The following is a 26,971-nucleotide window of genomic DNA, read 5'->3' on the forward strand; positions in this document are numbered from 1 at the left end:
AAGTGGATCTATTTGCGAATCACAGGCTTTATCGAAGAAAGTTATGAAGGAAAATGGAAGGAATGGTACGATGTCGTCTTTTTATTCACCGCAGCAAATTCGTGATATTGCCATTGAAACAGGGGAGAAGAAAGCTAAACTGCCGCTGCCCGCGGTCCTCATTCTCGGCTTCCTGGCGGGTGCGTTTATTGCGCTTGGTTTTCTGCTGGATATCCGTGTCATCGGAACGGCTCCGAAGGAATGGGGCTCGGTCGCCGGATTTCTGGGTGCAGCCGTCTTCCCGGTAGGGCTGATCCTGACCGTTCTGGCCGGAGGGGAACTATTGACGGGTAACATGATGACGCTTCCAATGGCGTGGTTTTCCCGTAAAATCGGCTTTGGCGCCGTCCTCAAAAACTGGATTCTCGTCACGGTCGCCAACTTTATCGGGGCGGTGTTCGTCGCCTATTTCTTCGGGCATGTCGCCGGGCTGACGGAAGGGGCGTTTCTGGCCAAAACGGTTGCTGTGGCCGAAGCGAAGGTGCATGATTCGTTCCTGCAGGCTTTTGTCTCGGCCATCGGCTGCAATTGGCTCGTCTGCCTGGCGGTCTGGCTCGGTTACGGCGCGAAGGATGTTACCGGAAAAATCGTCGGGATCTGGTTTCCGGTCATGGCGTTTGTCGCCATCGGCTTTCAGCACGTTGTCGCCAACATGTTTGTCATTCCGGCTGCGATCTTTGCCGGACAGATGAGCTGGAGCCAATACTTCCCGAACTTCGCGGCGGTGTTCCTGGGCAACCTCATCGGCGGGGCGGTCTTTGTGGCCCTTGCGTATTTCGCCGCTTACCGCCAGCCCGCCGGCACCATGCTGCCTCTGGCCGAGAAGGCGAATCATAAATCGGCGTAATGCCGCTTGGCGTACTGCTCCAAAATGTGCACGAATTTGAGCAGTGCCATGCCGGCCGGCTGATCCTTGCCTTGAACCATCAGCAGATCCCGACTGAGCTTCATCCCTTTCAGCTTGACCTCGCACAGCTCGCCGCTGCCAAGCTCCTTGCGGACGACCCAGCGGGACAGGACAGCGATGCCCAGGCCCGCGGCGGCCGCTTCCTTGACACCCTGGCTGCTGCTGAAGATGAAGCTCCGCTTGACCGCAAGTCTTCCGTCCTCAATCAGCCGGTCGCTGTAGGCCCGCGTGCCCGAACCGCTTTCGCGCATGACCCACACCTGGTCCTGCAGCAAGCCGGGATCAATCGATTTGTAGGCAGCTAGGGGATGGTCGGGCGACATCACCAGCACCATTTCATCCTCCATGAACGTGGTCAGCTGCACGTCCCTGGAGGTCGTGCTGCCTTCAACCAGACCGATATGAAACCGCCCTTCGCGAATATCGTGCACGATATTGTCGGTGTTGCTGATGTGAACCTGCACGTCGACTTCGGGGTACTGGTGCGCATATTCGGCGAGAACGGCCGGAAGGATGTATTCGCCGATCGTAAAGCTTGCGCCGATGCTCAAAGAGCCGGTCACGACATCCCGCAGCAGATGGATCTCCTGCTGGGCCTCCTCGTACAGCGCCAGCATCTGCTTGGCCTTCCGGAACAAGATTTCGCCGGCCTCGGTCAGTCTGACCTGCTTCGGGGACCGGAGCATCAGCTTCGCACCCAGCTCATCCTCCAAATTCCGGATATGCAGGCTCACCCCCGGCTGGGACAGATGGAGCCGCTTGGCGGCGCGGGAGAAATTGCGCTCTTCGGCTACGGTGACGAAGACTTTCAATGTGTCTGTGATCATGGCGTGGACTCCTGTTCATCTTTTCTTCCGCGTCAGGCGGGGCTAAGACGGCGCTGAAGATTACACCCAGTGTAACGTGGGGGAGGACCGCAATCAATCATAAGTTATCCTGATGATTGGGATAGCAAATCGGTATTTCCCTTCCGGAGCCGGACATTCTATAGTGAGCGTATCGATAGCCGCATGAATGATCAGGCTACGGACGGGAGGAATAAATCATGATTGCATCTCAGGGATCGGCCCTGCCGCGCAGAAAGCGCAATTTGAACGCTTATATGCTGGGGCTCTGCCTCACGTTTGTTTTATCATTGCTGGCCAAAGGGCTGGCGCTGCTGCCTTTTCTCGGCATCATGGGGCAGCTGGTGCTGGCCATCCTGCTGGGCATGGTTTACCGCGCATTCGCCGGCGTGCCGGAGTACGCGATGCCCGGCATCGCCTTTTCCAATAAAAAGCTGCTCAGGCTGGGCATTATTTTGCTCGGCATGCGGCTGAACCTGGCGGACATCGTTCATGCCGGACCGAAGGTTCTGCTGCTGGCCGCGGTCAATATCAGCGTGACGCTGCTCGCGGTATACGGCATCGCCCGGCTGATGAAGGTCGATCCGGTCATGTCGCTGCTGGCCGCCTGCGGTTCGGCCATTTGCGGGGCGGCGGCTGTAGCCGCCATCGCGCCGCAGGTCCGGGCGAACGAGCAGGAGACGGCGGTCAGCGCCGCGATAGTTGCCCTGCTCGGCACCCTGTTTACGCTGCTGTACGTCGGCCTGTATCCGCTGCTCGGCCTGTCGCCGGCCGGTTACGGCGTGTTTGCGGGCGGCACGCTCCATGAAGTCGCCCATGCCATCGCGGCAGCAGCGCCAGGGGGCAAGGAGGCCGAAGACATGGCCGTCATCGTCAAGCTGACCCGGGTGGCGCTGCTCGTGCCCGTCGCCGTTCTCGTCGGCCTCTGGAGCAGCCGCAAGGGCGGGCGCACCGCACCGGGGGAAAGAGGCCGCATTCCCATCCCCTGGTTTGTGCTTGGCTTCCTGGTGATGAGCGGCATCCATACGCTGGGCATCCTGCCCGAATCAGCTGCCTCGCAGATCGTCACGGCAGCTTATATGCTGATGGCCATGGCCATGGCCGGTCTTGGCCTGAACGTCGACTTTGCCGTGTTCGGACGTCAAGGGGGCCGGCCGTTCGCCGCCGCGCTGCTCGGCTCCTGCCTGCTGGCCGGCGTCGGATATGTGCTGGTCAAAGCGCTGGGATTGGCATAAAACGCCGGGACGGACCGGCAAACACAAAACAAGGACTCCGGCCGGGAACGGCGGAGTCCTTCCTCTTTTGTTTACAACCTTAAATGAACGTTCCGGCTACAGTTCGTCGGAATCATCGCCATCATAGCCGTTGATCAGGTCCGTCCCGTGCATATCCTCCACCAAGGCGATCGCGGAAGGATCGACCGGACTGTTCGCCGAAATGTCGTCCGCATCCGGAACGTCCGGCAGCTCATCGTCCTCCGTCAACTCGTTCACGGCCGAGGAAGCACCGGCATACGCGCCGGACTTCTCGGCAGGGACTGGAGCCGAGTCCCGGCCCCCAAGCTCTGGACTCATGTCGGATCGGACATAGAATTCCACGTCCTCCGCTTCCGGCTCACGGCTGATGCTTTGCTTGGTGTATGTCCCCGCATCCTTGAAGTCATCCCGGGGCAGCTCAAACTCGGGCGGAAGCTCACGCTGCTGGTCGTACCGTTCATAGGTCAAATCGGCATCGCTTTTGATTTCCTTATTATACTCATCAGCCATGTCATCCATCTCCTTTGGCGTAATTTCTTTCCTTACCGTTACCCGAAATGAGCCTGTATATCCGCTCTCGGATTAAAACTTTGGAAATACGTATCTAATCAAGAAATAGAGGAAACCGAAAAAAATGATAATGTACGCTGCGTATTTGATAAAAGTGGCAGCTACCAGACTGGAATCGGACTTCTGCTGAACTTCCTTATGCTCAACCTCAACATTGTTTCGGCGGAATTCACTCATCGATAATCCTCCTTTCAGCGGGAGATCGGGAAGTCTCTATCGTTTGGTACTTTAATAAACCTACCGGTTCAAGGTGAAACATCGTTACCATACTTAGGAAAAAGTGGTATGATAAAATAAGTGCCGGCTTGCGTGACTTCAAAGACGGGTTCGCCTGGGTCGAAGTCATTCGTGGAATTATTATGTTATATAATGTATAAATATAATAATAGTAGCGGTATACTCGAGGTTATATGTATATTTATACAAATGATATATTTTTTAGACGATGCCCGTAAGAACAGGAAGGAGTGGACGAAGATGATAGCGAATCTACATAGCAGTTAAATATTTTACAAATATTAACTTTTGAGGTGTTTTATGAAGGGTTTCCCCAAATCCGTAATCGTGAAGCTGGCTCTGATCGCTTGCCTGATCCTGATGCTAGTGATGGCACCGGTATTCGCTTCGGCGAAGCAGACGGGTGGAGAGCGTTGGATTCCCGAGTGGGAGGTCAAATGGGCGGACAGCCCGGATCTTGCGGCAGTTCCCGGATCCGTAACGGCAAGCGAAGGCTGGAGCCCGAACCAATCTGGCATGGCTTTGCCGAAAAGGCCCGGAACATCATCGACACTATGGATCAGAACGAAGCTCCCTGCATTAAACTGGGACATCCCCTCCATGCTTATCCCTAAGATATACGGACAGAACATTGCGATTTTTATCGGCACGACCCCCATCTACGAATCAAACCGCGACTATATTTACGATAACAACAAAGTGTTAACTCCCCTTCAGAGAAATGATTCCGATAAAATACTGTACATAGGCGTTCAATCCGCCAAGGACCGCATCGGACTGCGCCACGGCATTGAACTGGGCAACTATCCGGAATTGCTGGACAGCTACGTCAAGAGAGACCTGATCGATATCATTCTGGGCTGCGCGTTTGTCTTTATTGCGCTCGTCATGCTCATTTGCTCGGTTTTTTTGAGAAAGGAGCAGAACGCCTCCTGGATTTCATTGAGTCTGGTGATCGCCTCCGCGGGAGTGCTGGTCATCACGTATTCCCCGTTTCTGTATACCTTTTACAAGGATTACGGCAAGCTCTATACCCGCCTATGGGATGTCGCGCTGTTTGTGCTGCTTCCGTCACTAACCTATTTTATCGAACGGATCTTTGGCAGCGGGTACCGTTCGGTGATCAAGAAGCTGTTGTATTTTCAAATCGGATATTCGGCATTCTGCCTGCTCTTCATGCTGGCGAACATCGTGCTGAACGACAAACTATTCGGAATCCATTATTTTCTGTCGGTCCGCGTTCTGGGAATCGTAATGATTGTACAAGCCGTGCTGCTCGTCAGCAATTCGATCATCCACGCCGTGAAAGGGAACCGGAGCGCCGAGATTTTTACCGTCGGTTTTGCAATGTTCGGCTTGACGGTCATTGGCGAAATGGTCTGGTTCTATTTAAAGGACGGCAATTATGACTTGTTTCTGTGGAAATGGGGGGTAGCTGTATTTATCATTTCCCTGATGCTGATCCTCGGCCGGAACTATACCATCAATCATGAACAGATTGTAAAATATTCAAGGGAACTGGAAATGTTCAACAACGAACTGCAGCGCTCCGAGAAAATGGCCATCATCAGCGAATTGGCGGCTTCTGTCGCCCATGAAGTCCGGAACCCGCTTCAGGTGACGCGTGGCTTCCTGCAGGTGCTGACCAAGAAGTACAGAAACCAGGATAAAATCTATATGACGATGGCCCTGGAGGAGTTGGACCGGGCCGCAGGCATCATCACCGACTTCCTGACCTTTGCCAAGCCGCAGTTTGAACGGATTTCCGTGCTGAACGTCAAGGAGGAGCTTGGGTATGTGGAGGGCGTCATCATATCGCTTGCGAACCTTCAGGGCGCTCAGATCGACATGCAAGTTCCGGACCACCTGCAGGTAAAAGGGAACTCTTCGAAATTTAAGCAGGCCTTTATCAATATGGTGAAGAACAGCATCGAGGCGCTTAGCGGAGACGGCCAGATTAACGTGTGGGCTTACGAAATGGACGAGCGGGTCGTGATCCATATTCAGGACAATGGAGAAGGGATGAGCAAGGAGGAGCTTGCCCGGCTGGGCGAGCCGTATTTCTCCAACAAGACGAAAGGGACCGGGCTCGGACTTATGGTTACGTTCCGGATTGTGGAAGCCATGGGGGGAAATCTTGAATTTAAAAGCGAAAAAGGGGTGGGAACTGAAGCGGTCGTCTCCTTTCCATCAGCGGCTGGTTAAGCCGCTTGACGGATAAGGGGGCGAACCCCGCTGTTCCCAACCCTTTCATGATAATATCAGAAAGTATAGACCCCAGAGCCATTGCTTCCTGATATTTCAAGAAAAACTTCCTTTAGATGCGGTCTGTCTTTTTTGAAGGTACGTCGAAAGGTGTTTTTCTTATTTATGTATATTCAAGATGAGGTGTGTAGTCTCAATTACCAGGAGTATTTCGGTGCCGCGGCCGCTCTGACCGTTTCCGTTGGACTTGGGGGAAGCACGAGATAAAACTCGTTGGATGATTCCTCCACTGTCTTTACTTTGATGTGTTCAGGTAAAATAATACCGAGCACTTCTTTGATTGCGGCCTTAGGGTCGGCCAAGAGTCTTTCCTTGAAACTTGGGTCTTCCCATGCTTTTTGAATAACTTGGTTGTGAAGGATAGCTTCTGCTGTCATTAGAATCACCCTTTCAACAAAATGGTTAATATTACCTCTATAAGTATACCATGGAATAAATTATAAATCTATCATGATTTGATATGATTTAACAACCATAGACTTAATCCGCCTTTTTGTAAGGCGTTTCTCTCATCTTCGATCCGGTTTGCGTCTTCCTGAATCGACAGCAGTATATGCTCGTGAAAAGAAAGCAGCTGGGGTATGTTTAATGGGGCCTGTTTGATGTGCTCATGGTTCGCTTCCGCCACGGCGGTGTATGAACGGAGAATGCCGTGAACGGCAATATAATGCTCGACACGATCGGCAGAAAGCGGTTCGGCGGGGGCAAACTGGGAGCGGATCAGCGAGAGCAGGCTGTTATAGCTGCCTTCCTCAAGATCTTCCCGCCAGTCCGCCCAATCGTCCGCCATTTGCAGCGTAGCCAGTACATGTTCGACCAAGTCGGTCACGGCCGGAATTTGGTCCTCCCCGCCTGTCAGGAGCAGCGTTCCGGTGCTCGACAGCTTCAGCGGCGCAGCCTTGCGCGCGATGAATAGCGGATTTACTCGGAAATAGTCGGCCGTATGTTCGTTGGTAACCCCTTCCGCCCATTCATGCAGGTACTGCCTGAAATAGGACCAGAAACGGGATTCCGAGGGGAAGTAGCCGCGGTAGATGTCGAGAAACTGCAGGTACAGCAAATTTCCCAGCGGCAGCTGCTCCTTGTCCTGGGGCGAGGAGGAGTCCATGCAATCGTCCTGAATGAAAAAATAGAGCATGGCGCAAACGTTGCCTATCGACAGCTTCCGGGCGTCTTCGGCCGAAAGCCCTGCCGTTTCCATCAGCCAGAAGGGCAGCAAATAGCAGATATAGTTTTTGGCGCTGTTTTCTTCGAGCGGGTTAAAATGGCTTAAATAGGAGAGGCCTTTCGTGTTCAAGGGAGAGGGGAACGCGGCAATAATGCACTCGGTTTCGCGGAATACATACGACAAATCGGCTTCATAACGCTCTAACCATTCCATAAAATCACCTTTTTAGATAGGATTGTTGTTCCAAGCGGCGGTATCCGATGCTGAAGACATCATTGAACCGCTATTGGTTCTGAGAAGAAGGTAGTGTCTATGTTGTTATATGAAGTTGGATTGAGGTTTTTATTAGTTTAGCATATATTTCCAATTTATGAAATCCGAAATGGGAAGAACCGGATGTCAGGCTGTAAAGCTGCTGGTTCCGGTACATTAACATTCGGTAGAGGTGCACATATGAAAGCTTCGAGAAAATACGGCATCATCGTGGCGGCGATTTGTATGGTCATCCAGCTTGTGCTTGCCGCCTCCTGTTACGGCAGTTCCGAACCGGCCCTCAAGCCGCTGACAGACTGGCAGTTCTCATGGGGGGACGGAAACACAGGCAGCCGCGGCACGGACGGCATTGGGCCGGCTTCCGGGTGGGAGCCGTACCGGATGAAGCAGCCGCTCCCGCTAAGCCCTGGTAAACAGGAGGCGGGATGGTTCGAAACGAAGCTGCCGGCGCTCATCTGGAATACGCCTGCCATTTTGCTCAAGCCGGTTTATGGAATCAAAATCGCCATCTATGTGGGTCAAGAGAAACGATACGAAATTGATCGGAATTACCGGTATGATGTCAATCATATCCTGCTTCCGCTGAGCCGTGATGACGCCGGTCAAACGCTGGTTATGGAAATCCAGGGGGGGACAGGCCGGATCGGCATGGACGGTCCTGTGTGGGCCGGCGATTACCAGACGCTGCTGACCAAGCTGATCAAGGCCAATCTGGGTGACGTCGTTTTGGGAAGCTCTTTTATATTCATTGCGCTGATTATGCTGATTTCGGCTTTACTCCTGAATCGGAGTGAACGGAACAGCTGGCTGTCCCTGACGGTAGTCATTTTGTCGATCGGCCTCATGATCCTGACTTATTCTCCTTTTCTGTACAGTCTGTTCAGGAGTTATGGAGAGGCTTTTCAGGTCGTTTTTGACCTTGGTTTGCTGTCGCTTTTACCGGCCATAACCTATTATTTTGAAAGAACCATCGGCCCTGGTTACATGCTGATCATCCGGATATGCCGCAAATTTCAGGCAGGGTATTCGCTCTTTTGCCTCGGGCTCATGGCCGTCAACCTGCTCAGCGGCAGCCGCTTCACCGATATTTATTATTTCTTTTCCGTTAAGGTGCTCGGCTGCATCATGATCGTTCTGCTGATGATTTTGGCGGCCAGCGCCATGTCCTACGCCGTGAAAGGGAATAGGGACGCGGCCGTGTTTGCTTCGGGATTTGCCTTGTTTGCCCTCCCGGCGCTGGGTGAACTTGTCTGGTTCTATGTACGTCAGGGAGACTACGTGCTGTTCTGGTGGAAATGGGGAGTCCTTGGCTTCGTGATCAGCCTCATTATGATTCTTGGCCGGAAGTTTGCCCATAATCACCGGCAGATTGTCGTGTATTCCCGGGAGCTTGAAATGTTTAACAGCGAGCTGCAGCGGTCGGAGAAAATGGAAATCATCAGCGAGCTGGCCGCTTCGGTCGCGCACGAGGTGAGAAACCCCCTTCAGGTCACCCGCGGTTTTCTGCAGCTGCTGCAGGAGAAGTCGAGGGAACGGGAGAAGGAGTATCTTCGGCTGGCACTTGAGGAGTTGGACCGGGCATCGGGAATTATTACGGATTTTCTTACGTTTGCCAAGCCGGAGGCGGAGAAGGTTGCCCTGCTCAATGTGGGGCATGAATTCCGGCATATCGAGGGCATCTTGATCCCCCTGGCTAACCTTCAAGGCGGCCGGATGACGACGGATATTCCAAATGACCTGTACGTTCAAGGCAATTCGTCCAAGTTCAAGCAGGCTTTTATCAATATGATCAAGAACAGCATTGAAGCGCTGCGGGAGGAAGGCCACATTGATATCCGGGCTTACCGGGAGAATGGCCAGGTCGTCATTCGCGTCGCCGACAACGGAGAGGGGATGGAGCCGTCAGAGGTGGCAAGACTCGGCGAGCCATATTACTCCAACAAATCGAAAGGAACCGGGCTTGGACTGATGGTCACGTTCCGCATCATTGAGGTGATGCAGGGGAAGATCGAGATCGAGAGCAAAAAAGGCGCCGGTACGGTAATGACCGTCCGTTTCCCGGCGGCCGCATCCGGCGAACAGGGATCGGAATGAACCGGGGATCCTTACACTGCAGAACAAAAAAATGGCGCCTGCATCGGCGTCATTTTTTTGCGTTTAAAAGAGCATCTCAGGAGCGTTTCCTCCATGGATGTCCCTCCAGGCCAGATATAAGCTGATCGCCGCGGCAATAAGGAACAGGAAAGCGGAAATAAAAGCGAGCTGCTTACCGGTGCTTATCGTCCCCGTATTCCCGTCTCCCCCCACTCCCGGGGTTGCGGAGGGGATAATTCCGCTGATCCGAACGGGCTTCGCCGGTTTTGATCTTGACTTAACCCGTTTCCCGGGCTTTGCCGATTTCACTGGTTTCACGGTAAGACACTCCTTTGCACGAGAATCCTTCTTTTCAAACGATGGCAGGGTGCTTTAACGAACTCACAGTAAGTTATGTCACCGCTGTTCGGGTCGTTCCGAGACAAAGCGAAAATAGACTGAGAAAGAAGCAGATCTATGCTTGGTCATCACAAATAGATTTAGTCAGCTTGTCGCCATAGCTGAAGCCGGAGGTCATATTGCAGTGTATGACGGGGCGGCCAAGATGTTATCGCTGAAGCAAAAAAATAACGTCCCGGGTTGCATCATGCCGTCCCTTCCCGAATGTTCCGAATCTGTCGGGAACAATCGGCTTGCAGGGAAAATGAGCATTTACTAGTTTGTTAGTTTTGTTATAATGAATTATGCTAACATTCATTGGACAATACGAGCAATGGCAGGAGGATATCATGGACAAAACGCAATGGAACATCAGCAGCTGGAGCTTCAAGGCCTGCAAGGACCAGGAATGGATGGAGGCGAAGGTACCGGGCTGCGTACATACGGATCTGCTGGCCAACGGCCAAATTCCGGATCCGTTCTACGGAACGAATGAGAAGGAAGTGCAGTGGATCGACAAGCAGGATTGGGAATACGAGAGCCGGTTTGATTTGCCGGAGGAGCTGCTGTCCCTTCCGCATCTGGAGCTCGTATTTACAGGGCTTGACACCTATGCGGACGTCGCCGTGAACGGTAAGCCTGTTCTTCAGGCGGATAATATGTTCCGCACATGGAAGGCCGACGTCAAGGATGTGCTGCAGCCGAAGGACAATACGGTCCATGTGCGTTTCCGCTCGCCGGTTCAGGAGGATCTTCCTAAGCTGGAGCGCCTCGGCTACGATTTGCCGGCAACGAATGACCAGTCGGATGTCGGAGGACTTGGAGACCGGAAAATCAGCGTATTCGCCCGCAAGGCGCCGTATCACTACGGATGGGACTGGGGGCCTCGTTTCGTGACGAGCGGCATTTGGCGGGATGTCTATATTGAAGGATGGGAACACAGCCGGATTCAGGATGTATACATCGATCAGACGGAGGTTACGGCAGCGTCCGCCAAGTTAACGGCCGTGATCGAGCTGGAGTCAGACCTGGAAGGGGAAGCGCTGGTTCGCCTGAGCGCGGACGGTCAGACCTGGGACCAGAAGGTGCAGCTGTCACGCGGCGCTCAAACGGTGGAACTCCCGCTGGTGATCGACCATCCGAAGCTGTGGTGGTGCCGTGGACTCGGTGAGGCGAATTTGTATGAATTCCGTGCGGAGCTGGTCGTTGACGGCGGCGTGAAGGCTGAGAAAAGCGTCAAAACGGGCCTTCGCTCGGTCAGACTGGTCCGCGATCAGGACGAGGCCGGCTCCACCTTTTATATCGAGCTGAACGGAGTACCGGTGTTCGCCAAGGGTGCCAACCATATCCCGAACGACAGCTTCATGACCGAAGTGACCTACGAACGCTACCGACATGAGATTGCCAGCGCAGCAGCCTCCAACATGAATATGCTTCGCGTCTGGGGCGGGGGGATTTACGAGCAGGACGCTTTCTACGAGCTGTGTGACGAATACGGCCTGATGGTATGGCAGGATTTTATGTTTGCCTGCAGCATGTACCCCGGCGACGAAGCTTTTTTGGAAAATGTGCGGCTGGAAGCGGAGGAGAACGTCAAGCGTCTGAGAAATCATCCCTCGATTGTGTTATGGTGCGGAAATAACGAAATCGATACGGCCTGGTCCCACTATTCCGAACATACCGGCTGGGGCTGGAAGCAGCAGTATTCTCCGGAGCTCCGCGATCGTCTATGGCAGGACTATGAGGCGATCTTCCACCGGATTTTGCCGGAAGCGATTTCCCGTTATGCGCCGCAGGCCGACTACTGGCCGTCTTCGCCGATGATCGAGCTGACCGGTGACATACACCAGCACGCGACGAACAACTCCACCGGCGGGGACATCCACTACTGGGGCGTATGGCACAATGTGGAGCCGTTTGAGAATTATAACGTGTACATCGGACGTTTCATGAGCGAATACGGATTTCAGTCGTTTCCGGAGTACAAATCGGTTCGCCGTTATGCCGAAGAGCATGATTTGGCGCTGGAATCCGAAGTGATGCTGGCCCACCAGAAGAACGGGCAGGGCAACCGCCTGATCAAGCAGTACATGGATATGTACATGAACGAGCCGAAGGATTTCCCGTCCTTCCTGTATATGAGCCAGGTGCTGCAGGCGGAGGCCATGAAGATGGCGATTGAGGCGCATCGGCGCAAGAAGCCTTACTGCATGGGGACGCTGTATTGGCAGATGAACGATTGCTGGCCGGTGGCTTCCTGGGCGGGGATGGATTATTTCGGCCGCTGGAAGGCGCTTCAGTATTACGCCAAACGCAGCTTCCGCGACGTTGCCGTGTCCATCGACGGTACACGCGGCGGCGAATTGGACATTTACGTTCTTTCCGATGTGCTTCAGCCGCTGTCCGGAAATCTTCGCCTGCAGGTCATGGACCTGAAGGGGAACGTCTTGCAGGAAACGGCGCATAGTTTCAGCATAGGAGCCAACACATCGGAAAAGGTGCATACCTGCTCCGTGGAGCAGCTGCTGGGCGGAAGCCGCCCTCAGGAAACGTTTCTGCTCGTTCAGCTGGAGGTGTCCGGCCAGCTATTGGACAGCAAGGAGCATTATTTCGTGCCGGCTAAGGAGTTCGCGTTCGCCCAGGCGAATATTACGGTACGGGAGGAAGAAGGCAGCCAGGGTCATACGCTGATCCTCACCACAGATACGCTGGCTAAACAGGTATGGATTTCCAGCGAGGCGGAGGGCAGCTTCAGTGACAATTTCTTTGATTTGATCCCGGGCAGGGAGCAGCGCGTCCAGTTTTACGCCCGTTCGGAAGGGGAAGAGCCGTTTATCCCGGCGAAACCGGGCCGGATCGAAGTGAAGTCGATGGCGGATTTTATCGTAAAGTAGGATGTTTGCATATAAAGGAGCCGTCCGGGTATTCCGGGACGGCTCCTTTTCTTTGGGTTGGACACGTAAGCATCAGCGATGTGACCGCTGATGCTAAATATAATGCAGTCCGGATAAATAAGGCAGAGGTATTGTACGGAAATCCTCCGGTGCCCATGCCAGGTGGGGGGACTCGGGATCAAACAGCAGCGACAGCAAACCGCTGTCATCCAGCACAAGCTCCTGCCCCTTGCTTGTGACCGTGTATGATCTGCCGCCGGCAGCATCATCGATGCGGAGAAAGGCTCTCCAGTCCACCTGGAGCAGCGGGGAACACTGCGTGAGCAGGCTGTGGGCGTCCGCGATCCATACGGTACCGCTGTTCGGGCCGGATTGGACCGCGGCACCGGCCTGCTGCAGCAGTTTGAGCAGGGCTTGTTCCTGCCAAGGCACGGGAACCTCCAGGTGCTGCACCGGGTGGCGCTGCAGCGTCTCGGCCAGCAGCCGCGCGACGGCCTGCGGATGGCCTCCCCACTCGACGGCTTTGGCCGGTTCGCCGGACGGCGAGGACTCTTGAGCCGTCGGTACGGCCGCAGCCAAAAAGGCCGTTATGGCGCCGTTATGGCGGGCTGTGAGCGTCTCTTGGCGCATCATGGTGATGTCCGCGATGGCGCTGCTGCCCAGCAGCGTGAGCAGCTGTGCGGGTCCCTGCTCATAGGCCGGGGAAGCGCCGGAGATGATAGCGGAGATGCCGAAGGTATCCTCCGGCTGCATGGGGCTGATGCTCCATTCATCTGTATCCGGTTGCAAAAGGGCTGCAGCATTGCCGCTATCCAGCATGGCATAATGGACTCTGCCAAAATCGTAGCAGCCTGCCCGGCGGTACAGGGAACGGCCGCCGGATACGAATACAAGGGAAGCACCGGAGCGGCGTGCATGATCCATGCATTCCGCCAGAAGCGTGCTGGCCAGATTTTGACCGCGGAAGTCGGGGTGTGTACACACCGAACCGATGCTGAACACGTTCAGCCTGGCTTCCCCGATCCGCATCACGTCCGGTGCCAGTCCCATGAATGCCACCAGCTCGCCCTCCTCGGTAAACGCGCCGTATGAATGGCTGACGCCCGGATGAAACAGGGCCGGAAACGATTTGCCCATAGAGGGCTGGCCGGGCTTGCCAAATACAAGGTCCGACAGGTCTGCGGCCTGTTGTAATTCATTTGAATAAAGCAGCCGAATCTTCAAGTTATACATGCCTCCTCATCCGTCATGCTTGTTGTCTAATAGGTCGAGAATAAGTATAGTCCTCTAACGGGATAAAGTGAAGATGGGCGAACCATTTCCTTTATTGAAAAAAACCAAATGCCCGGAAAGCCGTTGTCTGCTCCAACGTTACAAAAAAGTGCTTAAATGACTTTGAAGTGCGTACTTCCCGAGGAGGTAATCCGGGTGCACAATAGAGCCATCACCAAGCACAATATACAAAGGAGCTGACATTCCATGAATGATCATAAATCGGTTAAGGAAGAACGGAAAGTGGCTTTGGTCGTCGGGGCCAATGGGGTGATTGGACGCAATCTCATCGACTATTTACTGACGCTGCCGGATTGGGAAGTGATCGGGGTATCCCGGAGGGGAGGGGAAGACCGGGAACGGGTCCGCTATATCGCGGCGGATCTGCTGGACCCGGAAGATGCCCGGCGCCGCTTGGGGGTGCTTCCCGAGGTGACGCATCTTTTCTACGCCGCGTACCAGGACCGCCCGACCTGGGCCGAGCTGGTGGCGCCGAATTTGGCCATGCTGGTCAACAGCGTCGAGGCGGTCGAAGCGGGATCTGCGGGGCTGCGGCATGTCAGCCTGATGCAGGGCTACAAAGTGTATGGGGCGCATCTCGGCCCGTTCAAAACCCCCGCCAAGGAATCGGATGCAGGTCATATGCCGCCCGAGTTTAATGTGGATCAGCAGCAGTTTTTGGAGAAACGGCAGCAGGGGAAGGCTTGGACGTGGTCGGCCATTCGGCCTTCGGTAGTCGCGGGATTTGCTTTGGGCAATCCGATGAATCTGGCCATGGTTATCGCCGTATACGCGTCGATCTCCAAGGAACTGGGCATTCCGCTCCGTTTTCCGGGAAAACCGGGGGCCTATCATACGCTGATGGAGGTCACCGATGCCGGGCTTCTTGCCAAAGCCACCGTGTGGGCCGCAACCGATCCGCGGTGCGCGAATCAGGCGTTCAATATCAACAACGGGGATTTGTTCCGCTGGAACGAGATGTGGCCGAAGATCGCCGCTTACTTTGGAATGGAGACGGCGACGCCCCTTCAGATGTCCCTGGACGTCGTCATGGCCGACAAGGAGCAGTTGTGGAATGAGATGGTTCAAAAGCACGGGCTGGAACCGCACTCCTATCAAGAAGTCTCCTCCTGGGGCTTCGGTGACTTCGTCTTCTCCTGGGATTACGATTTCTTCGCCGACGGGAGCAAAGCCCGCCGCTTTGGCTTCCATGAGTACGTAGATACGGAAGAGAGGTTCATGAGTATTTTCGATGATTTGCGCCGGCGCAAGGTCATTCCGTAACGTGTAGAATTGGCCGTCAAGCCTATGATATCCCCATCTTATAAAAAGAGAGGCTGTCCCTGATCTTGCAGGGATGCAGCCTCTTGTTGTTTTCATGCTTCTGATGCTTCCGAGTTATGCTGCAGGGTCTCATGGCACTGCCGGTGCATTCGAGCCACAGGTCTGCCGACAACCAAGCTCGGTCTAGCCCTTTGCAGGCGGATAACCTTCTTGTTACGGCGTGGGCTCCAAGCGAGAGCTTTCTCTGATGGCCGCATGTCCCTGATATTTTTTATCGATATGCATTTCTCCCCATCTGCACATCGTGTGCAAGAGCTCCTTCATGCTCCAGCCGTATTCGGTCAATTCATACTCGACCTTGGGAGGAACCTCGTTGTAGATGATGCGCTGAACGATGCCCTCGTCCTCCAATTCGCGCAAATGCTGGGTCAGCATTTTCTGGGTGATGGAAGGAATGAGGTGCAGGAGCTCGTTGTTCCGCTTTTTGCCGAAGGTCAGATGAAACAGGATGACAGGCTTCCACTTCCCGCCGATCACCTCCAGGGTCACTTCCACCGCCGTATTGTATATTTTCACCGGTTGATCTTCCATACGTTCGCACCTCCGTAAGTAAGGGTCTGTTCGCCGACGTTTTCAAGTCATCTCTACGGTACATGATAACTTGGGGCCGCAGGGAGCGATGATCCATCTGATGATTTCCAATATAGCATGTTTGGCTGCGATTCGCATGGCACGCGGTAGTGAATAAGCTCGGGCATGGCTTCTAATTTAATCCTTGAATTTAATATATGTATGCGATATATTGCATACATAAGAAGAAGGAGTGAACGATCATGCCGATCCCTAAAAGTTATTCCTCGCCTGTACGTATGACCGCTAAGGAGCGGGCCCTCAGCCAAATTCAAAGATGGATTATCGACGGCACCCTTCAACCGGGAGAAAAGCTGGTCGATGCCGAGTTGGCGGAGGCGCTGGGGGTTTCCCGGACCCCTGTGCGCGAGGCGCTGCAGCTGCTCGAAGTCCAGGGGCTGGTGGAAATGCATCCGGGAAGGGATACGCGCGTCCAAACCATCGAGAAGGATGACATTCTGAAAATGTATGCTACCTTGGCGGCTCTGCATTCCCTGGCGGCCGAAGCGGCGGCAGCGCATATTCCGGCGGAGCAGATCGAACAGCTGAAGGGGATTAACGCTGATTTCGCCGCTGCGATCGAGCAGGGGCAGCCGTACCAGGCGATGGAGCTCGACGAGCAGTTTCATAACCTGATCGTGGACGCCTCGGATAATGCCTATGTCGCATCCTTCAGCGCCTCGCTGCAAATCCATATTCGGAGGTTCAAGTATGTTTTTCTGGCCCAGCCGGTGTCGGCTACCGCCGCGTCGGTAGAAGAGCATGCCCGCATCATTGAGGCGTTCGAGGAGAAAGACAGGGCGCTGGCCGCCTCGGTGATGAAGCAGAATCTGCTGAGACCGATGAAGGAGCTCTATGCGATGATTCAAAACCATTCGGAAGGAGACGTGAAGAAATGACAAGTCAAGATCCACGTGATCTGCGTATCCGCAGCAAGGTAATCAGTGAAGGCGTAAACCGGGTCCCGAACCGCGCCATGCTCCGGGCGGTCGGGTTTAAGGACAATGATTTCAAGAAACCGATGATCGGCGTGGCCAGTACCTGGAGTGAAGTGACACCTTGCAATATGCATATTGATGAATTGGCCAGGGAAGCCAAGAAGGGCGCTCAGGCCGGCGGCGGGGCTCCGCTCATTTTCAATACGATCACCGTCTCCGACGGTATTTCGATGGGGCATGAAGGCATGCTCTTCTCGCTGCCCAGCCGGGAAATCATTGCCGATTCCATCGAAACCGTCGTGAACGCCGAGCGTTTTGACGGCCTGGTTGCGATCGGCGGGTGCGACAAGAATACGCCGGCCTGCCTGATGGCGATCGGCCGCATGAATCTTCCGGCTGTATACGTATACGGAGGCACCATCCAGCCTGGATCACTGAACGGCCGGGACGTCAATATCGTGACGGCCTTTGAAGCCGTCGGGCAGTACCATGACGGCAAAATGACCCCGGAGGAGCTTCACCAAATCGAGTGCCACGTTTGTCCGGGGGCCGGAGCGTGCGGGGGGATGTACACGGCCAACACCATGGCCGCGGCCGCGGAGGCGATGGGCATGAGCCTGCCAGGTTCCTCGTCGACGGCGGCCATCGCAAGCGGTAAAGCCGATGAATGCGCGAGGGCGGGGGAGACGGTCATCCAGCTCCTCGATAAAGGAATTTATCCGAGAGACATCATGACGAAAAAGGCATTCGAGAACGCTATTACCGTTGTCATGGCCCTGGGAGGATCGACCAACGCTTTTCTGCATCTGCTGGCCATCGCCCATTCGGTTCAGGTCGACCTGACCATCGACGACTTCGAGCGAATTCGCAAGAAGGTGCCGCATCTTGCCGATTTGAAGCCGAGCGGCCAGTATATGATGCAGGATCTGAGTGATGCCGGGGGTGTCCCTGCGGTCATGAAGCTGCTGCTCGAAGCGGGCCTGCTTCACGGGGATTGCATCACCGTAACCGGGCATACGATCGCGGAAAATTTGGCAGCGGTGCAGCCGCTGCGAAGCGGCCAGAATGTCGTCAGACCGCTGGATCAGCCGCTGAAGCCTACGGGGCCGCTCGTCCTGCTCAAGGGTAATTTAGCCCCGGAAGGGGCCGTGGCGAAAATGTCCGGCCTGAGCAGACTGTCATTTACCGGGCCTGCCCGCGTATTTGACAGTGAAGAGGAGGCTACGGAGGCGATCGTCAACGACCGTATCCGGAAGGGAGATGTTGTCGTCATCCGCTACTGCGGTCCCAAAGGCGGTCCCGGCATGCCGGAAATGCTGTCCGTCACCGCCATGATTGTGGGCAAAGGCCTGGGAGGCGATGTGGCGCTTCTAACCGACGGCCGGTTCTCCGGCGGCTCGCATGGTTTTGTGGTGGGACACGTGGCTCCGGAAGCTCAAGTCGGCGGTCCGATCGCCCTTCTTCGCGAGGGGGATATCATTACGATCGACAGCGAAACCCAGGAAATCAATATGCAGGTCAGCTCCGAGAAGCTGGAGGAAAGAGCGAAGCAGTGGTTCCCACCGCAGCGGAAGCATTCCGCCGCCGTGCTGCGGAAGTATGCGCGGCTCGTATCCTCGGCATCCAAAGGAGCCGTAACAGATGTGGACGATTAAAAAAGGCAGGGGGGCACCGCGACAACAGCGGCGCTCCCTTTTTTTCATTTCACCTGAAGCCTTCAGGTTAAACAACCGCATAAACCCGCCTTTATTTGGAAAGTGTAGACCCATGTTCCCCTTTTTACCGGGCCGTTCTGATCGCCGAAGTGACGCCCAAAAGGAGGTCTGCATTTGTTTGTAACGATATGCGCTTGGTTTATATATAACTAGGGCAATTTTCTTGTTCGCAACCGAATTTCAGGTGTATTTACATTCCATTTTAAAGAGGCGAGGCTGTTTGGATTCCACAACTTTGGTTAATTCACTTGTGCTTTTAATGGCCAGCCTGCTGCTCGTCGGCGTGCTGACCACCAAATTTTCATCGAGATTCGGCATGCCGGCTCTTGTGCTGTTTATCGTCGTCGGTATGCTGATTACGCGGTTCGTGTATTTCGACAACGTCCTCATTACCCAGATCGTCGGGATTTTAGCCTTGATCGTCATTTTGTTCGAAGGGGGCATGCAGACGAAGTTTGCCGATATTAAGCCAGTCATCAAGCCGGCCCTGTCGCTGGCGACGGTGGGGGTACTTCTCACGACCTTTATTGTGGGCGTCTGCGCCAAGTATATTTTGGGCGTGTCCTGGGTGGAAGGCTTTCTCTTCGGTGCCATCGTCGGATCGACGGATGCGGCCGCGGTGTTCTCGGTGCTTGGAGGGAAAAATATAAAAAAGCGCCTGACCTCCACCCTGGAGGCCGAATCGGGCAGCAACGACCCGATGGCCGTCTTCCTGACCGTCTCCCTGATCGAATACCATCAGCATCCCGAGGCGGAAATCTTCCAAATGATCCTGTCGTTTTTCTGGGAGATGGGAATCGGCCTGGTCATGGGTCTGCTCATCGGCAGGCTGGCCGTCTACGTCATCAACAAGATCAATTTCGATTCGTCCGGCCTGTATCCCGTCATGGCGCTTGGCTTCGCCATTCTGGCGTACAGTGCCACTTCGGTGATCCACGGGAGCGGGCTCCTCGCCGTTTACGTGACGGCCATCGTGATGGGTAATTCCGACTTGGCCTATGGGCGCTCGATCATGCATTTTAACCAAGGGTTCGGCTGGATGATGCAGATCGTCATGTTCGTGCTGCTCGGCCTGCTGGTCTTTCCGACCGAACTGCCGGGCATCGTCGGGGAAGGTCTGCTGCTCTCCCTGATCCTGATGCTGATTGCAAGGCCCGTGGGCGTCTTCCTCAGCACGCTCGGGATGAAGTACTCCTTCCGGGAAAAGCTGCTCATTTCCTGGGCCGGCCTGCGCGGAGCCGTACCGATCGTGCTGGCGACTTATCCGATGCTGGCGGAAATGGAGCACGGGCGGTTATTTTTTAACGTGGTGTTTTTCGTCGTGCTGACCTCGGCCATTATCCAGGGCGCAACGATTTCCCCGTTTGCCGGGATGCTGGGGCTGGCGGGAGAAATGAAACCGTCCAATCCTTCGCTCCTGGAGCTGACGGCTTTGGGCAAGGCCAAATCGGAAATCAACCACGTGGACGTCAACGAGACGATGGCGATTGCCGGCAAGGAAATTTCCGAGCTCGACCTGCCGGAGGACATCTTGTTTACGGCGATCATCCGCAACGAACAAATCATCGCCCCTCGAGGAAACACGAGGATCGAGTCGGGCGATACGGTGTATGTGCTGAGCCCGAAGGCGAAACGGAAACAGGTGAAGGCGATTCTGACCTCGCCGGCGCTTCCGGTGGTTCATCTCAACGAGGAGAAGCAGAAGCCCGAAGAGGCCACGAATATCATACCGCCTAAGAATCCGGGCGACCCTCCGGAACAGGAAACTTAACAAGAAAGCCCTGCCTTCTTTGCAAAGAAGCAGGGCTTTTTGGAATGCCGCAGTTTAGGCTTTTCCCAGGATGAAGCTGATGATCAGAATCAGGAGGACCAGGGTGGTAATCCCTGTATACAGCTTATCGCCTTCGCGTACAAATACCCAGATGGAGATGGCGACGCGAAGTACGGGGGTCAGGATGAGAAGGATCAACCCGGCTGTGATGACGGCGTAAGGCTTGAATGATGCGATTCCGCTCATAATATCGGGGAGGTTGTGCGGGTAAGAGCTGCCGGGGTATCCGCTGCTTCCCTGAATAAAGAAGAGCACCAATCCCGCGATGATGACGGCTGCGCTCAGCACGACGCCGACCCGGAGCCAGCGGCTGACGGCCAGCTCCACTTCCAAAATATCTTTCTCTTGACGCTCTCGCCGTTGCTCTTTCGGTTCGCTCATTTCGTCAGTCCCACTCCTTCCAAAATCATCTGCACGGCTACGTACACGAGCACCGGTATGAACAGCAGGCGGATCGTCTTGCTCTTCAGGCGCTGCATTATTTGCGCACCGAGGGTCGCTCCGGCCAGAACACCGAGAGCCACCGGTCCGGCAATATGCGGATCGATATCCCCGCGCAACAGGTAAACTCCCGCGCTGGCCGCCCCGGTCACGCCCATCATGAAGTTGCTGGTCGCGGTCGATACCTTCAAAGGAAGCTTCATGAACACGTCCATGGCCAGCACTTTGAAGCTGCCGCTGCCGATGCCGAGCAGGCCGGATACGATTCCCGCGCCGTACATGACGGAGGAGCCTCCGTAGACGTTTCCGGCATGATAAGGGACGTCCTGCTTGATGGCTTTATCATAATAGCTTCCTTCAAGCCGGAGCTTCTTGGCGGCCGGGCTCATGCTGACCTCACCAGCGGCACCGCCGCTCTTGTTCTTGATCATGTTAAACGCGGAGTAGACAAGCAGCAGCCCGAAGATGATGTAGAGCAAATCAGGGGCGATGATGCCGCCGATAAACGCACCGGTAATCGCCCCGATGGTGGTGGCAATTTCCAGGAACATGCCGACCCTCAGATTGGTAATCCGGTCGCGGATATAGGCGATGGCGGAGCCACTGGATGTGGCGATGACGGATATGATGCTGGCGCCGATGGCATGCTCGATGCTGACGCCGAAAAGGAGCGTCAGCGCCGGTGTGACGATAATGCCGCCTCCGAGCCCGAGCACCGAACCGACGATGCCGGCGAGAATGGAGATGAGCAAAATTTCCAAAGATAGCGTAATCACATGAGTACACCTGCCTGTGTCAGAAAATAAGAGTCCGGATTGCGCTTTTCCGCCGTGTCCCTGTACACTAAAAACACGGGGCTTATCGCATCCGGAGGCCGTGGAACGGATTCATTATACACCGTTTGTATAATATTAACCATACAAACGGAATATATTTCCGCATGTTATTTTTACAATGTAAAATACAACGAAGCAATGAAGCTTATGCCGGGAGAGGAAGAAAGCCATGAAATTCAAACACTTGGACGAAAAAGACAATATGATTCTGGATCATCTGCTTGATAACGGCAGGCTCAGCCATGCCGAGCTCGGCCGTTTTGTGAACCTGACGCGGGCAGCCGTGCGGGAACGGGTCAATGGCCTCATGGAGCAGGGAATCATCGATAAATTTACGGTGATTGTCAACCCGCTGAAGGCCGGAAAAAGCATGTCGGTGTACTTCTTGATCGAAGTGGAGTGGAACCTGCTTGAGACCGTTGCCGAAACGCTGCTGGCGGACGATGAAATCACGAGCGTATACCAAATGAGCGGCGGCCCGCACCTGCATGTCCATGCGCTGATGGATGACCAGGAGCATGTGGAGAAATATTTGCGGAAGCTTCAGACGGTGGAGGGCATCACAAACGTGCACAGCGAATTTCTGATCCGCCGGTTCAAAGAGCGGGAAGGCATACAGATTTAAGTGTCCATCATGCGGCTGTATCTATGCGGTCCTCTCGTTATCATGCCTATCTGGGTATCCGGATAACCGGATGGTGCGGAAGGCGTATCGGGGCCGTGTCACGTGAATAACCAATTTTGGGAGGTGCCTGGACAGTTGGAGACCAAAGCGCAGCTGGAGCAGGAATTAAGGCGGATTGAAACATGGGAGAAGGATCAGAAAAGCGCGTGGTTTTGGGAAAAGTGGAGCCGGCTGCCGTTTATGCTGCTGGACCGGCTGACGCCGAAAGTGATTCAGGACAAGCTGGCCGAGGGGCTTGGCGAGGTCGGACGGTTTCTGCAGACCGGGGGGCAATATTTGGTGCAGCGAAGATCTATTCTCAAACGGCTTGAGCGGACGTATTCGCTTATGAGTAGCGGTTCGGAGGGAAGGGTGACGCCGGAACCGGCCGATGGGCATGACGGCGGGGATGGAGCCGGACTGATGCTCGATGAGGCGGCGAATCTGCCGCTTGCGGTCATGGACCGCGTGGCGGACGAGCTCGCCGCGAGCCGCGCCAAGCTTGCCGCCGCCCAAGGGGCGACAACAGGCATCGGCGGCGTATTGACGCTGGCCATCGATATCCCCGCGGTGCTGGGCCTCTCCTTGAAGGTGCTGCAGGAGATCGCCGTTTGCTACGGATACGACCCGAGGGATGAGAAAGAGCGCCTGTTTATCGTCAAGTGCCTGCAGTTCGCTTCGGCCGACATCGTCGGCAAAAAGGCGGTGCTGGACGAGCTTGGGCAGTTTGACGGAGACCACGCGCCGGCTCAGGTCATGTCGCAGATTCAGGGCTGGCGGGAAGTGGTGCAGACGTACCGCGACAGCTTCGGATGGAAAAAGCTGTTCCAGCTCGTCCCGATTGCCGGGATTCTCTTCGGCTCCATCAGCAACAAAGGCACGATTGAGGATGTGGCCGAAGCCGGAAAGATGCTGTACAGGAAGCGCCGGATTGTGACCCGGCTGCGCTCGGAGCACCCGGACGGTGAGGCATAGTCCGGTAAGGCGGGCCAGGGCTCGCAGGGGGCCGGCGTCCCTTGGATCTGGCCGCGGATGGTTTATATATCCCTGGGTCATGGTGAAAGATGACGGCAGCCTGCTCGCCGCAGGCGCCGACCACATAAAAGGACCGCCTCCAGGCTTTATTCCAAAGCCCGGGGCAGTCCTTTTTTTGCGGATCGAGCGTGTTGACGACAATAGCGTTAATCAGGCTTCCGTTCCCTCGGACCAATGGTTCAGCAGCTTATCGGACGGGAGCAGATAAGTCAGAATGCCAAGCAGCGGCAGGAAGCTGCATATCTGCATGACGGTCGTAATGTCAACGATATCGGTCCATTTGCCCAGCACGAGTGCGCCAAGGCCCCCCATGCCGAAAGCCAGTCCGGTAATCAGGCCGGAGACGGTTCCGATTTTGCCGGGGAACAGCATCTGGGCATACACGACCGTCACCGAGAAGCTGGAGAAAACGATCAGGCCGATGAATGCCAGCAGCACGCCGGACCAGAACAGGTTCGCATAAGGCAGAAGGATGGCCAGCGGAGCAGCCAGGATCATCGAACAGAAGATCATGTTCCGTTTGCCGAACCGGTCGGCCAGCGGGCCGCCGAAGAACGTGCCAACCGCGCCGGCCGCAAGGAACAGGAAAATGTACACCTGCGCGTCGCTCACCGAAAGGTTGAAATTCTCCATGAGATAAAACGAAAAGAACGTGCTGATGGACGAGCTGTACCAGGAACGGACGAACACGAGCAGCACCAGCAGCACGATCGCAAAGCGGACGCGGGAGCGCACTTCGGGCCGCAGCTGGCGCACCTGCGTTTTCTTCTTCTGGTATGCCCCGGTGCGCAGGCGGTTGCCGTACCATCTGGCGATAAAGATTTGAACCGCAATGCCGGCCGCGGCGACGACGGTAAACCAGATCGAGCCGAACAGGCCGAGCGGGATGAAAATCCACATCGTCAGCACGGGAGCCAGGGACTGTCCGGCGTTGCCGCCGACCTGGAAGATCGACTGGGCCAGCCCGCGGCGCGTTCCTGAGGCCATATGGGATACCCTCGAGCCTTCCGGATGAAATGCCGCCGAGCCCAGGCCCACGAACACGACGGCCAGCAGTACGGCCGGATAGGTAGTCGCGAAGGCCATCAGCAGCATCCCTGTAAAGGTGAAGCCCATCCCGATCGGGAGCAGCGCGGGCGTCGGCTTGCGGTCGGCGAACCATCCGACCACCGGCTGCATGATGGAGGACGTAAAGTTGATGGCAAAGGATATGATCCCGATCTGCGTATAAGTCAGGTGCATCGACGATTTCAGAATCGGGAAGATCGCCGGGATGACCGATTGAATCGAGTCATTAAACAGATGCACGAGGCTGATGGCGATGAGAATCCGGTATACCGTGGCCGACATATCCGGCTGCGTCAGCGGCTGCTGTCCGCTTGGCGGCGAAGTCTTGGTCATCGTTTGAACGGACATGTTACCTCCTTGTGATTGAACTCAAGACGGATCGGCTTATATACACGTCAGGTCCTCTTTCGTTCGGAATGTTTAAGGAGATTATATGTCAGATTCAGGCAAACCGTATACCCCTTACTTGATAAAAACTCCCCCGAACGGAATGATCTCCCGCAGCACCCGCTTGATCAGCCCGTCGTTGTTCAGGTCCTTCTCCAGGTGGCTGCTCCGGTGTCCGGCCTGAAACAGCACCGTTCCCACTCCCGTCATTTTAAAATGATAATTCATATGCTGACTGGCCAGCGTATTGCCATAAACCGTCAGGTCCAGCTTGGCATTCTCGGGGTAAGCAACCACGCTTCCCGCGTCAACGTACAGCGGCTCGTCCGGATGAAGCTCCGCTTCCAGGACCATGCCTTCGGTCAGGACGCCGATCGTGCCTGTCCCGGCAAATTTCACCTTGACGGCGTCACGGCTAATCAGCATATTCTTCGCGCTCAGAATCCGCGTTTTCATGGTGATGCCGGAGCTGTAAAAAAATAAATGCCGCAGGTCGTACAGCAAATCGCTGCCGCCGGCAAGCTCAATTGGCTTAACGCTGTAGCCGGGAGGAAGCGCGGCGGTAAAATTGCAGCTCCCCCGCATATCCGCCTGGATCAGCTTCTTCTTCCGGTACATCCCCTTGATGTTCATCAGCCGGTCGCTCCGCCCGTCGGACGGACCCCTGTAGGCGATGATCTGCTCCGGATGCAGAAAGTGCATTTCTTCCCCTTGTTCCAGCTGGAAGGTCACGGCTTGTCCGCTGTCCGGGCTTGCATATTCCTGTATGGACAGATTCAATGGCAATTCCTCCTACTCGGGGCTCCGGGACTGTCGCTAAATCCGGTTCGCTCTGCGCATAAAGTACCGCATAATGCGGATCAAAACAAAATACCCGGCGGCAAGAGCAACCACAGTGACCAGCATGACTTTCAGCTTATTTTCCCTGGCTGCCCTAGCCTGATTGGTTTCCTGCAGCGCTTGAACGGTTTCGGACAGCTCCTTGTTCTGAGCCATCAGCTGGGCGTTCTGCTGCTGGTACTGCTTCGCGTCGGCTTGAGCCCGGTCGAGATCGTCCAGAGTTTCCCGGTAGCTCTCCTTCAGCCGGTTGACTTCGCTGGGAAGGCCGGAGAAGGTCTCCACCCCTTTATAAAAATCGTCGAAATAGTTCGCTTTGGCGGAAGTCTTGAACAGCATCGTGCCGCATATGACAATCATCACCGCGCATAAAAAACGGATCAGCGGTAAGTTCCGGTTCATAAAGCAACAACCTCCTGCATAAAGTTATAGAAAGTGAGGGTTGTCCATCTCGCAGGACAGGCCGGGGCCATCTATAGAATATACTCGAAAATAAGCGGATAAGTTCCATTTTCGACCACTTTTGTCGGACCGGTTTCAAATGGCTCCCAAAGCGGGTAAATGAAAAAGGAAGCCGGATCAGGTACCGCAAAGGCGCACAGAAGAGCCAGTCTCAGGAATAGAAGAACCCCTCTCAAATATACGAATAGATATAACATGAAAAGGAGCAATGAATGATGCGTGAAACAGAACAACAATATAAAAAGATTATGATTACCGTTAACGGCGAGCCTTTGGGCAAGGAGCTGTGGATTGACAAAGTTACGTATGCGCCTGTCCAAATCCGCGAAACGGCCGGTCCAACCGAAACCAAAATCAATGCGATTGTCAGTTAATGTCTAAATAATACCATATTTCAAAACGCAAAAGACCTGGAATCCTTCGAGATTCTGGGTCTTTTTTCGCATGGGCGAAATTTATTCCGATAAAAAAAGTTAGCCGCGTCGAATCTATACTACACGTTTCGACATTTATTTCAATCTCGTTCTTTTATACTAGTTTAGAGCAAATCGTAGGACTTTTTACATAAGTATGCATTGAAATGAAAAAGCCCAGATGTAAGGAGTGGTTTACTCGAAAAAAAGGAAGAATCCGGTAGGAAATAGT

The 26,971-nt window shown here is 54.8% G+C and carries 24 protein-coding genes; 12 read left to right on the top strand and 12 right to left on the bottom strand.

Annotation, left to right across the window (positions count from 1 at the left end; translation table 11 throughout):
* Positions 1-70: 70 nt before the first annotated feature.
* The gene (locus FHS19_RS31090) at positions 71-886 is read left to right on the top strand and encodes a formate/nitrite transporter family protein (RefSeq protein ID WP_183586731.1); all 816 of its coding nucleotides are present in this window, start codon (positions 71-73) and stop codon (positions 884-886) included.
* Here the strand turns inward: FHS19_RS31090 and FHS19_RS31095 are convergent.
* Positions 871-1,773 carry a LysR family transcriptional regulator gene (locus FHS19_RS31095; protein ID WP_183586733.1) on the bottom strand — a complete coding sequence of 301 codons (903 nt, stop codon included), beginning with the start codon at positions 1,771-1,773 and terminating at the stop codon, positions 871-873. The two genes, FHS19_RS31090 and FHS19_RS31095, sit on opposite strands and share 16 nt — an antisense overlap.
* 218 nt (positions 1,774-1,991) lie before the next feature.
* Between FHS19_RS31095 and FHS19_RS31100 the strand changes: the two genes are divergently transcribed.
* On the top strand, positions 1,992-3,026 hold the full coding sequence (locus tag FHS19_RS31100; RefSeq protein WP_183586735.1) for a YeiH family protein: 1,035 nt from the start codon (positions 1,992-1,994) through the stop codon (positions 3,024-3,026).
* 96 nt (positions 3,027-3,122) lie between these two features.
* On the opposite strand, the gene FHS19_RS31105 is transcribed toward FHS19_RS31100, so the two are convergent.
* Positions 3,123-3,557 carry a hypothetical protein gene (locus FHS19_RS31105; protein WP_183586737.1) on the bottom strand — a complete coding sequence of 145 codons (435 nt, stop codon included), beginning with the start codon at positions 3,555-3,557 and terminating at the stop codon, positions 3,123-3,125.
* Positions 3,558-4,154: 597 nt separating this feature from the next.
* Here FHS19_RS31105 and FHS19_RS31110 point away from each other — a divergent pair.
* Positions 4,155-6,059 (top strand): ATP-binding protein, encoded by a 1,905-nt coding sequence (locus FHS19_RS31110; protein ID WP_183586746.1) that lies wholly within the window; start codon positions 4,155-4,157, stop codon positions 6,057-6,059.
* Between the two features lie 197 nt (positions 6,060-6,256).
* On the opposite strand, the gene FHS19_RS31115 is transcribed toward FHS19_RS31110, so the two are convergent.
* A complete protein-coding gene (locus FHS19_RS31115; protein ID WP_076173667.1) occupies positions 6,257-6,496 on the bottom strand; it encodes an NHLP leader peptide family RiPP precursor in 240 nt (79 codons plus the stop codon).
* A gap of 71 nt (positions 6,497-6,567) precedes the next feature.
* A complete protein-coding gene (locus tag FHS19_RS31120; protein WP_183586748.1) occupies positions 6,568-7,500 on the bottom strand; it encodes a class 1 isoprenoid biosynthesis enzyme in 933 nt (310 codons plus the stop codon).
* Between the two features lie 240 nt (positions 7,501-7,740).
* On the opposite strand from FHS19_RS31120, the gene FHS19_RS31125 reads away from it, so the two are divergent.
* Positions 7,741-9,654 carry a sensor histidine kinase gene (locus FHS19_RS31125; RefSeq protein ID WP_183586756.1) on the top strand — a complete coding sequence of 638 codons (1,914 nt, stop codon included), beginning with the start codon at positions 7,741-7,743 and terminating at the stop codon, positions 9,652-9,654.
* 63 nt (positions 9,655-9,717) lie between these two features.
* Here the strand turns inward: FHS19_RS31125 and FHS19_RS31130 are convergent, their stop codons facing one another.
* Complete coding sequence (locus FHS19_RS31130) at positions 9,718-9,972, bottom strand: hypothetical protein (RefSeq protein ID WP_183586758.1); 255 nt, start codon at positions 9,970-9,972, stop codon at positions 9,718-9,720.
* A gap of 410 nt (positions 9,973-10,382) precedes the next feature.
* On the opposite strand from FHS19_RS31130, the gene FHS19_RS31135 reads away from it, so the two are divergent.
* The gene (locus FHS19_RS31135; RefSeq protein WP_183586759.1) at positions 10,383-12,926 is read left to right on the top strand and encodes a beta-mannosidase; all 2,544 of its coding nucleotides are present in this window, start codon (positions 10,383-10,385) and stop codon (positions 12,924-12,926) included.
* A gap of 93 nt (positions 12,927-13,019) precedes the next feature.
* Here FHS19_RS31135 and FHS19_RS31140 read toward each other — a convergent pair whose 3' ends face one another.
* Positions 13,020-14,150, bottom strand: coding sequence for a GNAT family N-acetyltransferase (locus FHS19_RS31140; protein ID WP_183586761.1), 1,131 nt, complete (start codon positions 14,148-14,150; stop codon positions 13,020-13,022).
* A gap of 255 nt (positions 14,151-14,405) precedes the next feature.
* Between FHS19_RS31140 and FHS19_RS31145 the strand changes: the two genes are divergently transcribed.
* Positions 14,406-15,482 carry an SDR family oxidoreductase gene (locus FHS19_RS31145; RefSeq protein ID WP_183586763.1) on the top strand — a complete coding sequence of 359 codons (1,077 nt, stop codon included), beginning with the start codon at positions 14,406-14,408 and terminating at the stop codon, positions 15,480-15,482.
* Between the two features lie 213 nt (positions 15,483-15,695).
* Here FHS19_RS31145 and FHS19_RS31150 read toward each other — a convergent pair whose 3' ends face one another.
* Positions 15,696-16,073, bottom strand: coding sequence for a winged helix-turn-helix transcriptional regulator (locus FHS19_RS31150; protein WP_183586765.1), 378 nt, complete (start codon positions 16,071-16,073; stop codon positions 15,696-15,698).
* 242 nt (positions 16,074-16,315) lie between these two features.
* Here FHS19_RS31150 and FHS19_RS31155 point away from each other — a divergent pair, with 242 nt between their 5' ends.
* From FHS19_RS31155 to FHS19_RS31165, 3 genes are all read left to right on the top strand, one after another.
* Positions 16,316-17,011, top strand: coding sequence for a GntR family transcriptional regulator (locus FHS19_RS31155; protein ID WP_183586767.1), 696 nt, complete (start codon positions 16,316-16,318; stop codon positions 17,009-17,011).
* Positions 17,008-18,705: a dihydroxy-acid dehydratase gene (gene ilvD, locus FHS19_RS31160; RefSeq protein ID WP_183586769.1), complete on the top strand. Its 1,698-nt coding sequence runs from the start codon at positions 17,008-17,010 to the stop codon at positions 18,703-18,705. The genes FHS19_RS31155 and ilvD overlap by 4 nt, the downstream gene beginning before the upstream one ends.
* Positions 18,706-18,985: 280 nt before the next feature.
* Positions 18,986-20,536, top strand: a complete 1,551-nt coding sequence (locus FHS19_RS31165) for a potassium/proton antiporter (protein ID WP_183586771.1) — start codon at positions 18,986-18,988, stop codon at positions 20,534-20,536.
* Positions 20,537-20,590: 54 nt separating this feature from the next.
* Here FHS19_RS31165 and FHS19_RS31170 read toward each other — a convergent pair whose 3' ends face one another.
* Both FHS19_RS31170 and FHS19_RS31175 read right to left on the bottom strand, forming a co-directional pair.
* Positions 20,591-20,977 carry a DUF1634 domain-containing protein gene (locus FHS19_RS31170; RefSeq protein WP_183586773.1) on the bottom strand — a complete coding sequence of 129 codons (387 nt, stop codon included), beginning with the start codon at positions 20,975-20,977 and terminating at the stop codon, positions 20,591-20,593.
* On the bottom strand, positions 20,974-21,813 hold the full coding sequence (locus FHS19_RS31175) for a sulfite exporter TauE/SafE family protein (RefSeq protein ID WP_183586775.1): 840 nt from the start codon (positions 21,811-21,813) through the stop codon (positions 20,974-20,976). Before FHS19_RS31175 ends, FHS19_RS31170 begins: the two co-directional genes overlap by 4 nt.
* Before the next feature lie 229 nt (positions 21,814-22,042).
* Between FHS19_RS31175 and FHS19_RS31180 the strand changes: the two genes are divergently transcribed.
* Both FHS19_RS31180 and FHS19_RS31185 read left to right on the top strand, forming a co-directional pair.
* Positions 22,043-22,498 (top strand): Lrp/AsnC family transcriptional regulator, encoded by a 456-nt coding sequence (locus tag FHS19_RS31180; protein WP_089548473.1) that lies wholly within the window; start codon positions 22,043-22,045, stop codon positions 22,496-22,498.
* Between the two features lie 102 nt (positions 22,499-22,600).
* The gene (locus FHS19_RS31185; RefSeq protein WP_312887386.1) at positions 22,601-23,512 is read left to right on the top strand and encodes an EcsC family protein; all 912 of its coding nucleotides are present in this window, start codon (positions 22,601-22,603) and stop codon (positions 23,510-23,512) included.
* A gap of 210 nt (positions 23,513-23,722) precedes the next feature.
* Here the strand turns inward: FHS19_RS31185 and FHS19_RS31190 are convergent, their stop codons facing one another.
* The 3 genes from FHS19_RS31190 to FHS19_RS31200 form a co-directional block, all read right to left on the bottom strand.
* Complete coding sequence (locus FHS19_RS31190; RefSeq protein ID WP_183586777.1) at positions 23,723-24,988, bottom strand: MFS transporter; 1,266 nt, start codon at positions 24,986-24,988, stop codon at positions 23,723-23,725.
* 114 nt (positions 24,989-25,102) lie between these two features.
* Positions 25,103-25,807, bottom strand: a complete 705-nt coding sequence (locus FHS19_RS31195) for an AIM24 family protein (protein WP_183586786.1) — start codon at positions 25,805-25,807, stop codon at positions 25,103-25,105.
* 36 nt (positions 25,808-25,843) lie between these two features.
* Positions 25,844-26,266: an HlyD family secretion protein gene (locus tag FHS19_RS31200; RefSeq protein ID WP_183586788.1), complete on the bottom strand. Its 423-nt coding sequence runs from the start codon at positions 26,264-26,266 to the stop codon at positions 25,844-25,846.
* Positions 26,267-26,538: 272 nt separating this feature from the next.
* On the opposite strand from FHS19_RS31200, the gene FHS19_RS31205 reads away from it, so the two are divergent.
* A complete protein-coding gene (locus FHS19_RS31205) occupies positions 26,539-26,700 on the top strand; it encodes a hypothetical protein (protein ID WP_183587061.1) in 162 nt (53 codons plus the stop codon).
* Positions 26,701-26,971: the final 271 nt, after the last annotated feature.

This window comes from Paenibacillus rhizosphaerae (assembly GCF_014192015.1).
GTDB lineage: Bacteria > Bacillota > Bacilli > Paenibacillales > Paenibacillaceae > Paenibacillus_AQ > Paenibacillus_AQ rhizosphaerae.

What these genes read in the sequence shown, in the direction of transcription:
- FHS19_RS31170 (WP_183586773.1), bottom strand. Translation starts at nt 20,977, where the DNA reads ATGAGCGAACCGAAAGAGCAACGGCGAGAGCGTCAAGAGAAAGATATT.
- FHS19_RS31150 (WP_183586765.1), bottom strand. Translation starts at nt 16,073, where the DNA reads ATGGAAGATCAACCGGTGAAAATATACAATACGGCGGTGGAAGTGACC.
- FHS19_RS31090 (WP_183586731.1), top strand. Translation starts at nt 71, where the DNA reads ATGTCGTCTTTTTATTCACCGCAGCAAATTCGTGATATTGCCATTGAA.
- FHS19_RS31180 (WP_089548473.1), top strand. Translation starts at nt 22,043, where the DNA reads ATGAAATTCAAACACTTGGACGAAAAAGACAATATGATTCTGGATCAT.
- FHS19_RS31095 (WP_183586733.1), bottom strand. Translation starts at nt 1,773, where the DNA reads ATGATCACAGACACATTGAAAGTCTTCGTCACCGTAGCCGAAGAGCGC.
- FHS19_RS31200 (WP_183586788.1), bottom strand. Translation starts at nt 26,266, where the DNA reads ATGAACCGGAACTTACCGCTGATCCGTTTTTTATGCGCGGTGATGATT.
- ilvD (WP_183586769.1), top strand. Translation starts at nt 17,008, where the DNA reads ATGACAAGTCAAGATCCACGTGATCTGCGTATCCGCAGCAAGGTAATC.
- FHS19_RS31120 (WP_183586748.1), bottom strand. Translation starts at nt 7,500, where the DNA reads ATGGAATGGTTAGAGCGTTATGAAGCCGATTTGTCGTATGTATTCCGC.
- FHS19_RS31125 (WP_183586756.1), top strand. Translation starts at nt 7,741, where the DNA reads ATGAAAGCTTCGAGAAAATACGGCATCATCGTGGCGGCGATTTGTATG.
- FHS19_RS31135 (WP_183586759.1), top strand. Translation starts at nt 10,383, where the DNA reads ATGGACAAAACGCAATGGAACATCAGCAGCTGGAGCTTCAAGGCCTGC.
- FHS19_RS31110 (WP_183586746.1), top strand. Translation starts at nt 4,155, where the DNA reads ATGAAGGGTTTCCCCAAATCCGTAATCGTGAAGCTGGCTCTGATCGCT.
- FHS19_RS31190 (WP_183586777.1), bottom strand. Translation starts at nt 24,988, where the DNA reads ATGTCCGTTCAAACGATGACCAAGACTTCGCCGCCAAGCGGACAGCAG.
- FHS19_RS31205 (WP_183587061.1), top strand. Translation starts at nt 26,539, where the DNA reads ATGATGCGTGAAACAGAACAACAATATAAAAAGATTATGATTACCGTT.
- FHS19_RS31105 (WP_183586737.1), bottom strand. Translation starts at nt 3,557, where the DNA reads ATGGCTGATGAGTATAATAAGGAAATCAAAAGCGATGCCGATTTGACC.
- FHS19_RS31115 (WP_076173667.1), bottom strand. Translation starts at nt 6,496, where the DNA reads ATGACAGCAGAAGCTATCCTTCACAACCAAGTTATTCAAAAAGCATGG.
- FHS19_RS31145 (WP_183586763.1), top strand. Translation starts at nt 14,406, where the DNA reads ATGAATGATCATAAATCGGTTAAGGAAGAACGGAAAGTGGCTTTGGTC.
- FHS19_RS31155 (WP_183586767.1), top strand. Translation starts at nt 16,316, where the DNA reads ATGCCGATCCCTAAAAGTTATTCCTCGCCTGTACGTATGACCGCTAAG.
- FHS19_RS31100 (WP_183586735.1), top strand. Translation starts at nt 1,992, where the DNA reads ATGATTGCATCTCAGGGATCGGCCCTGCCGCGCAGAAAGCGCAATTTG.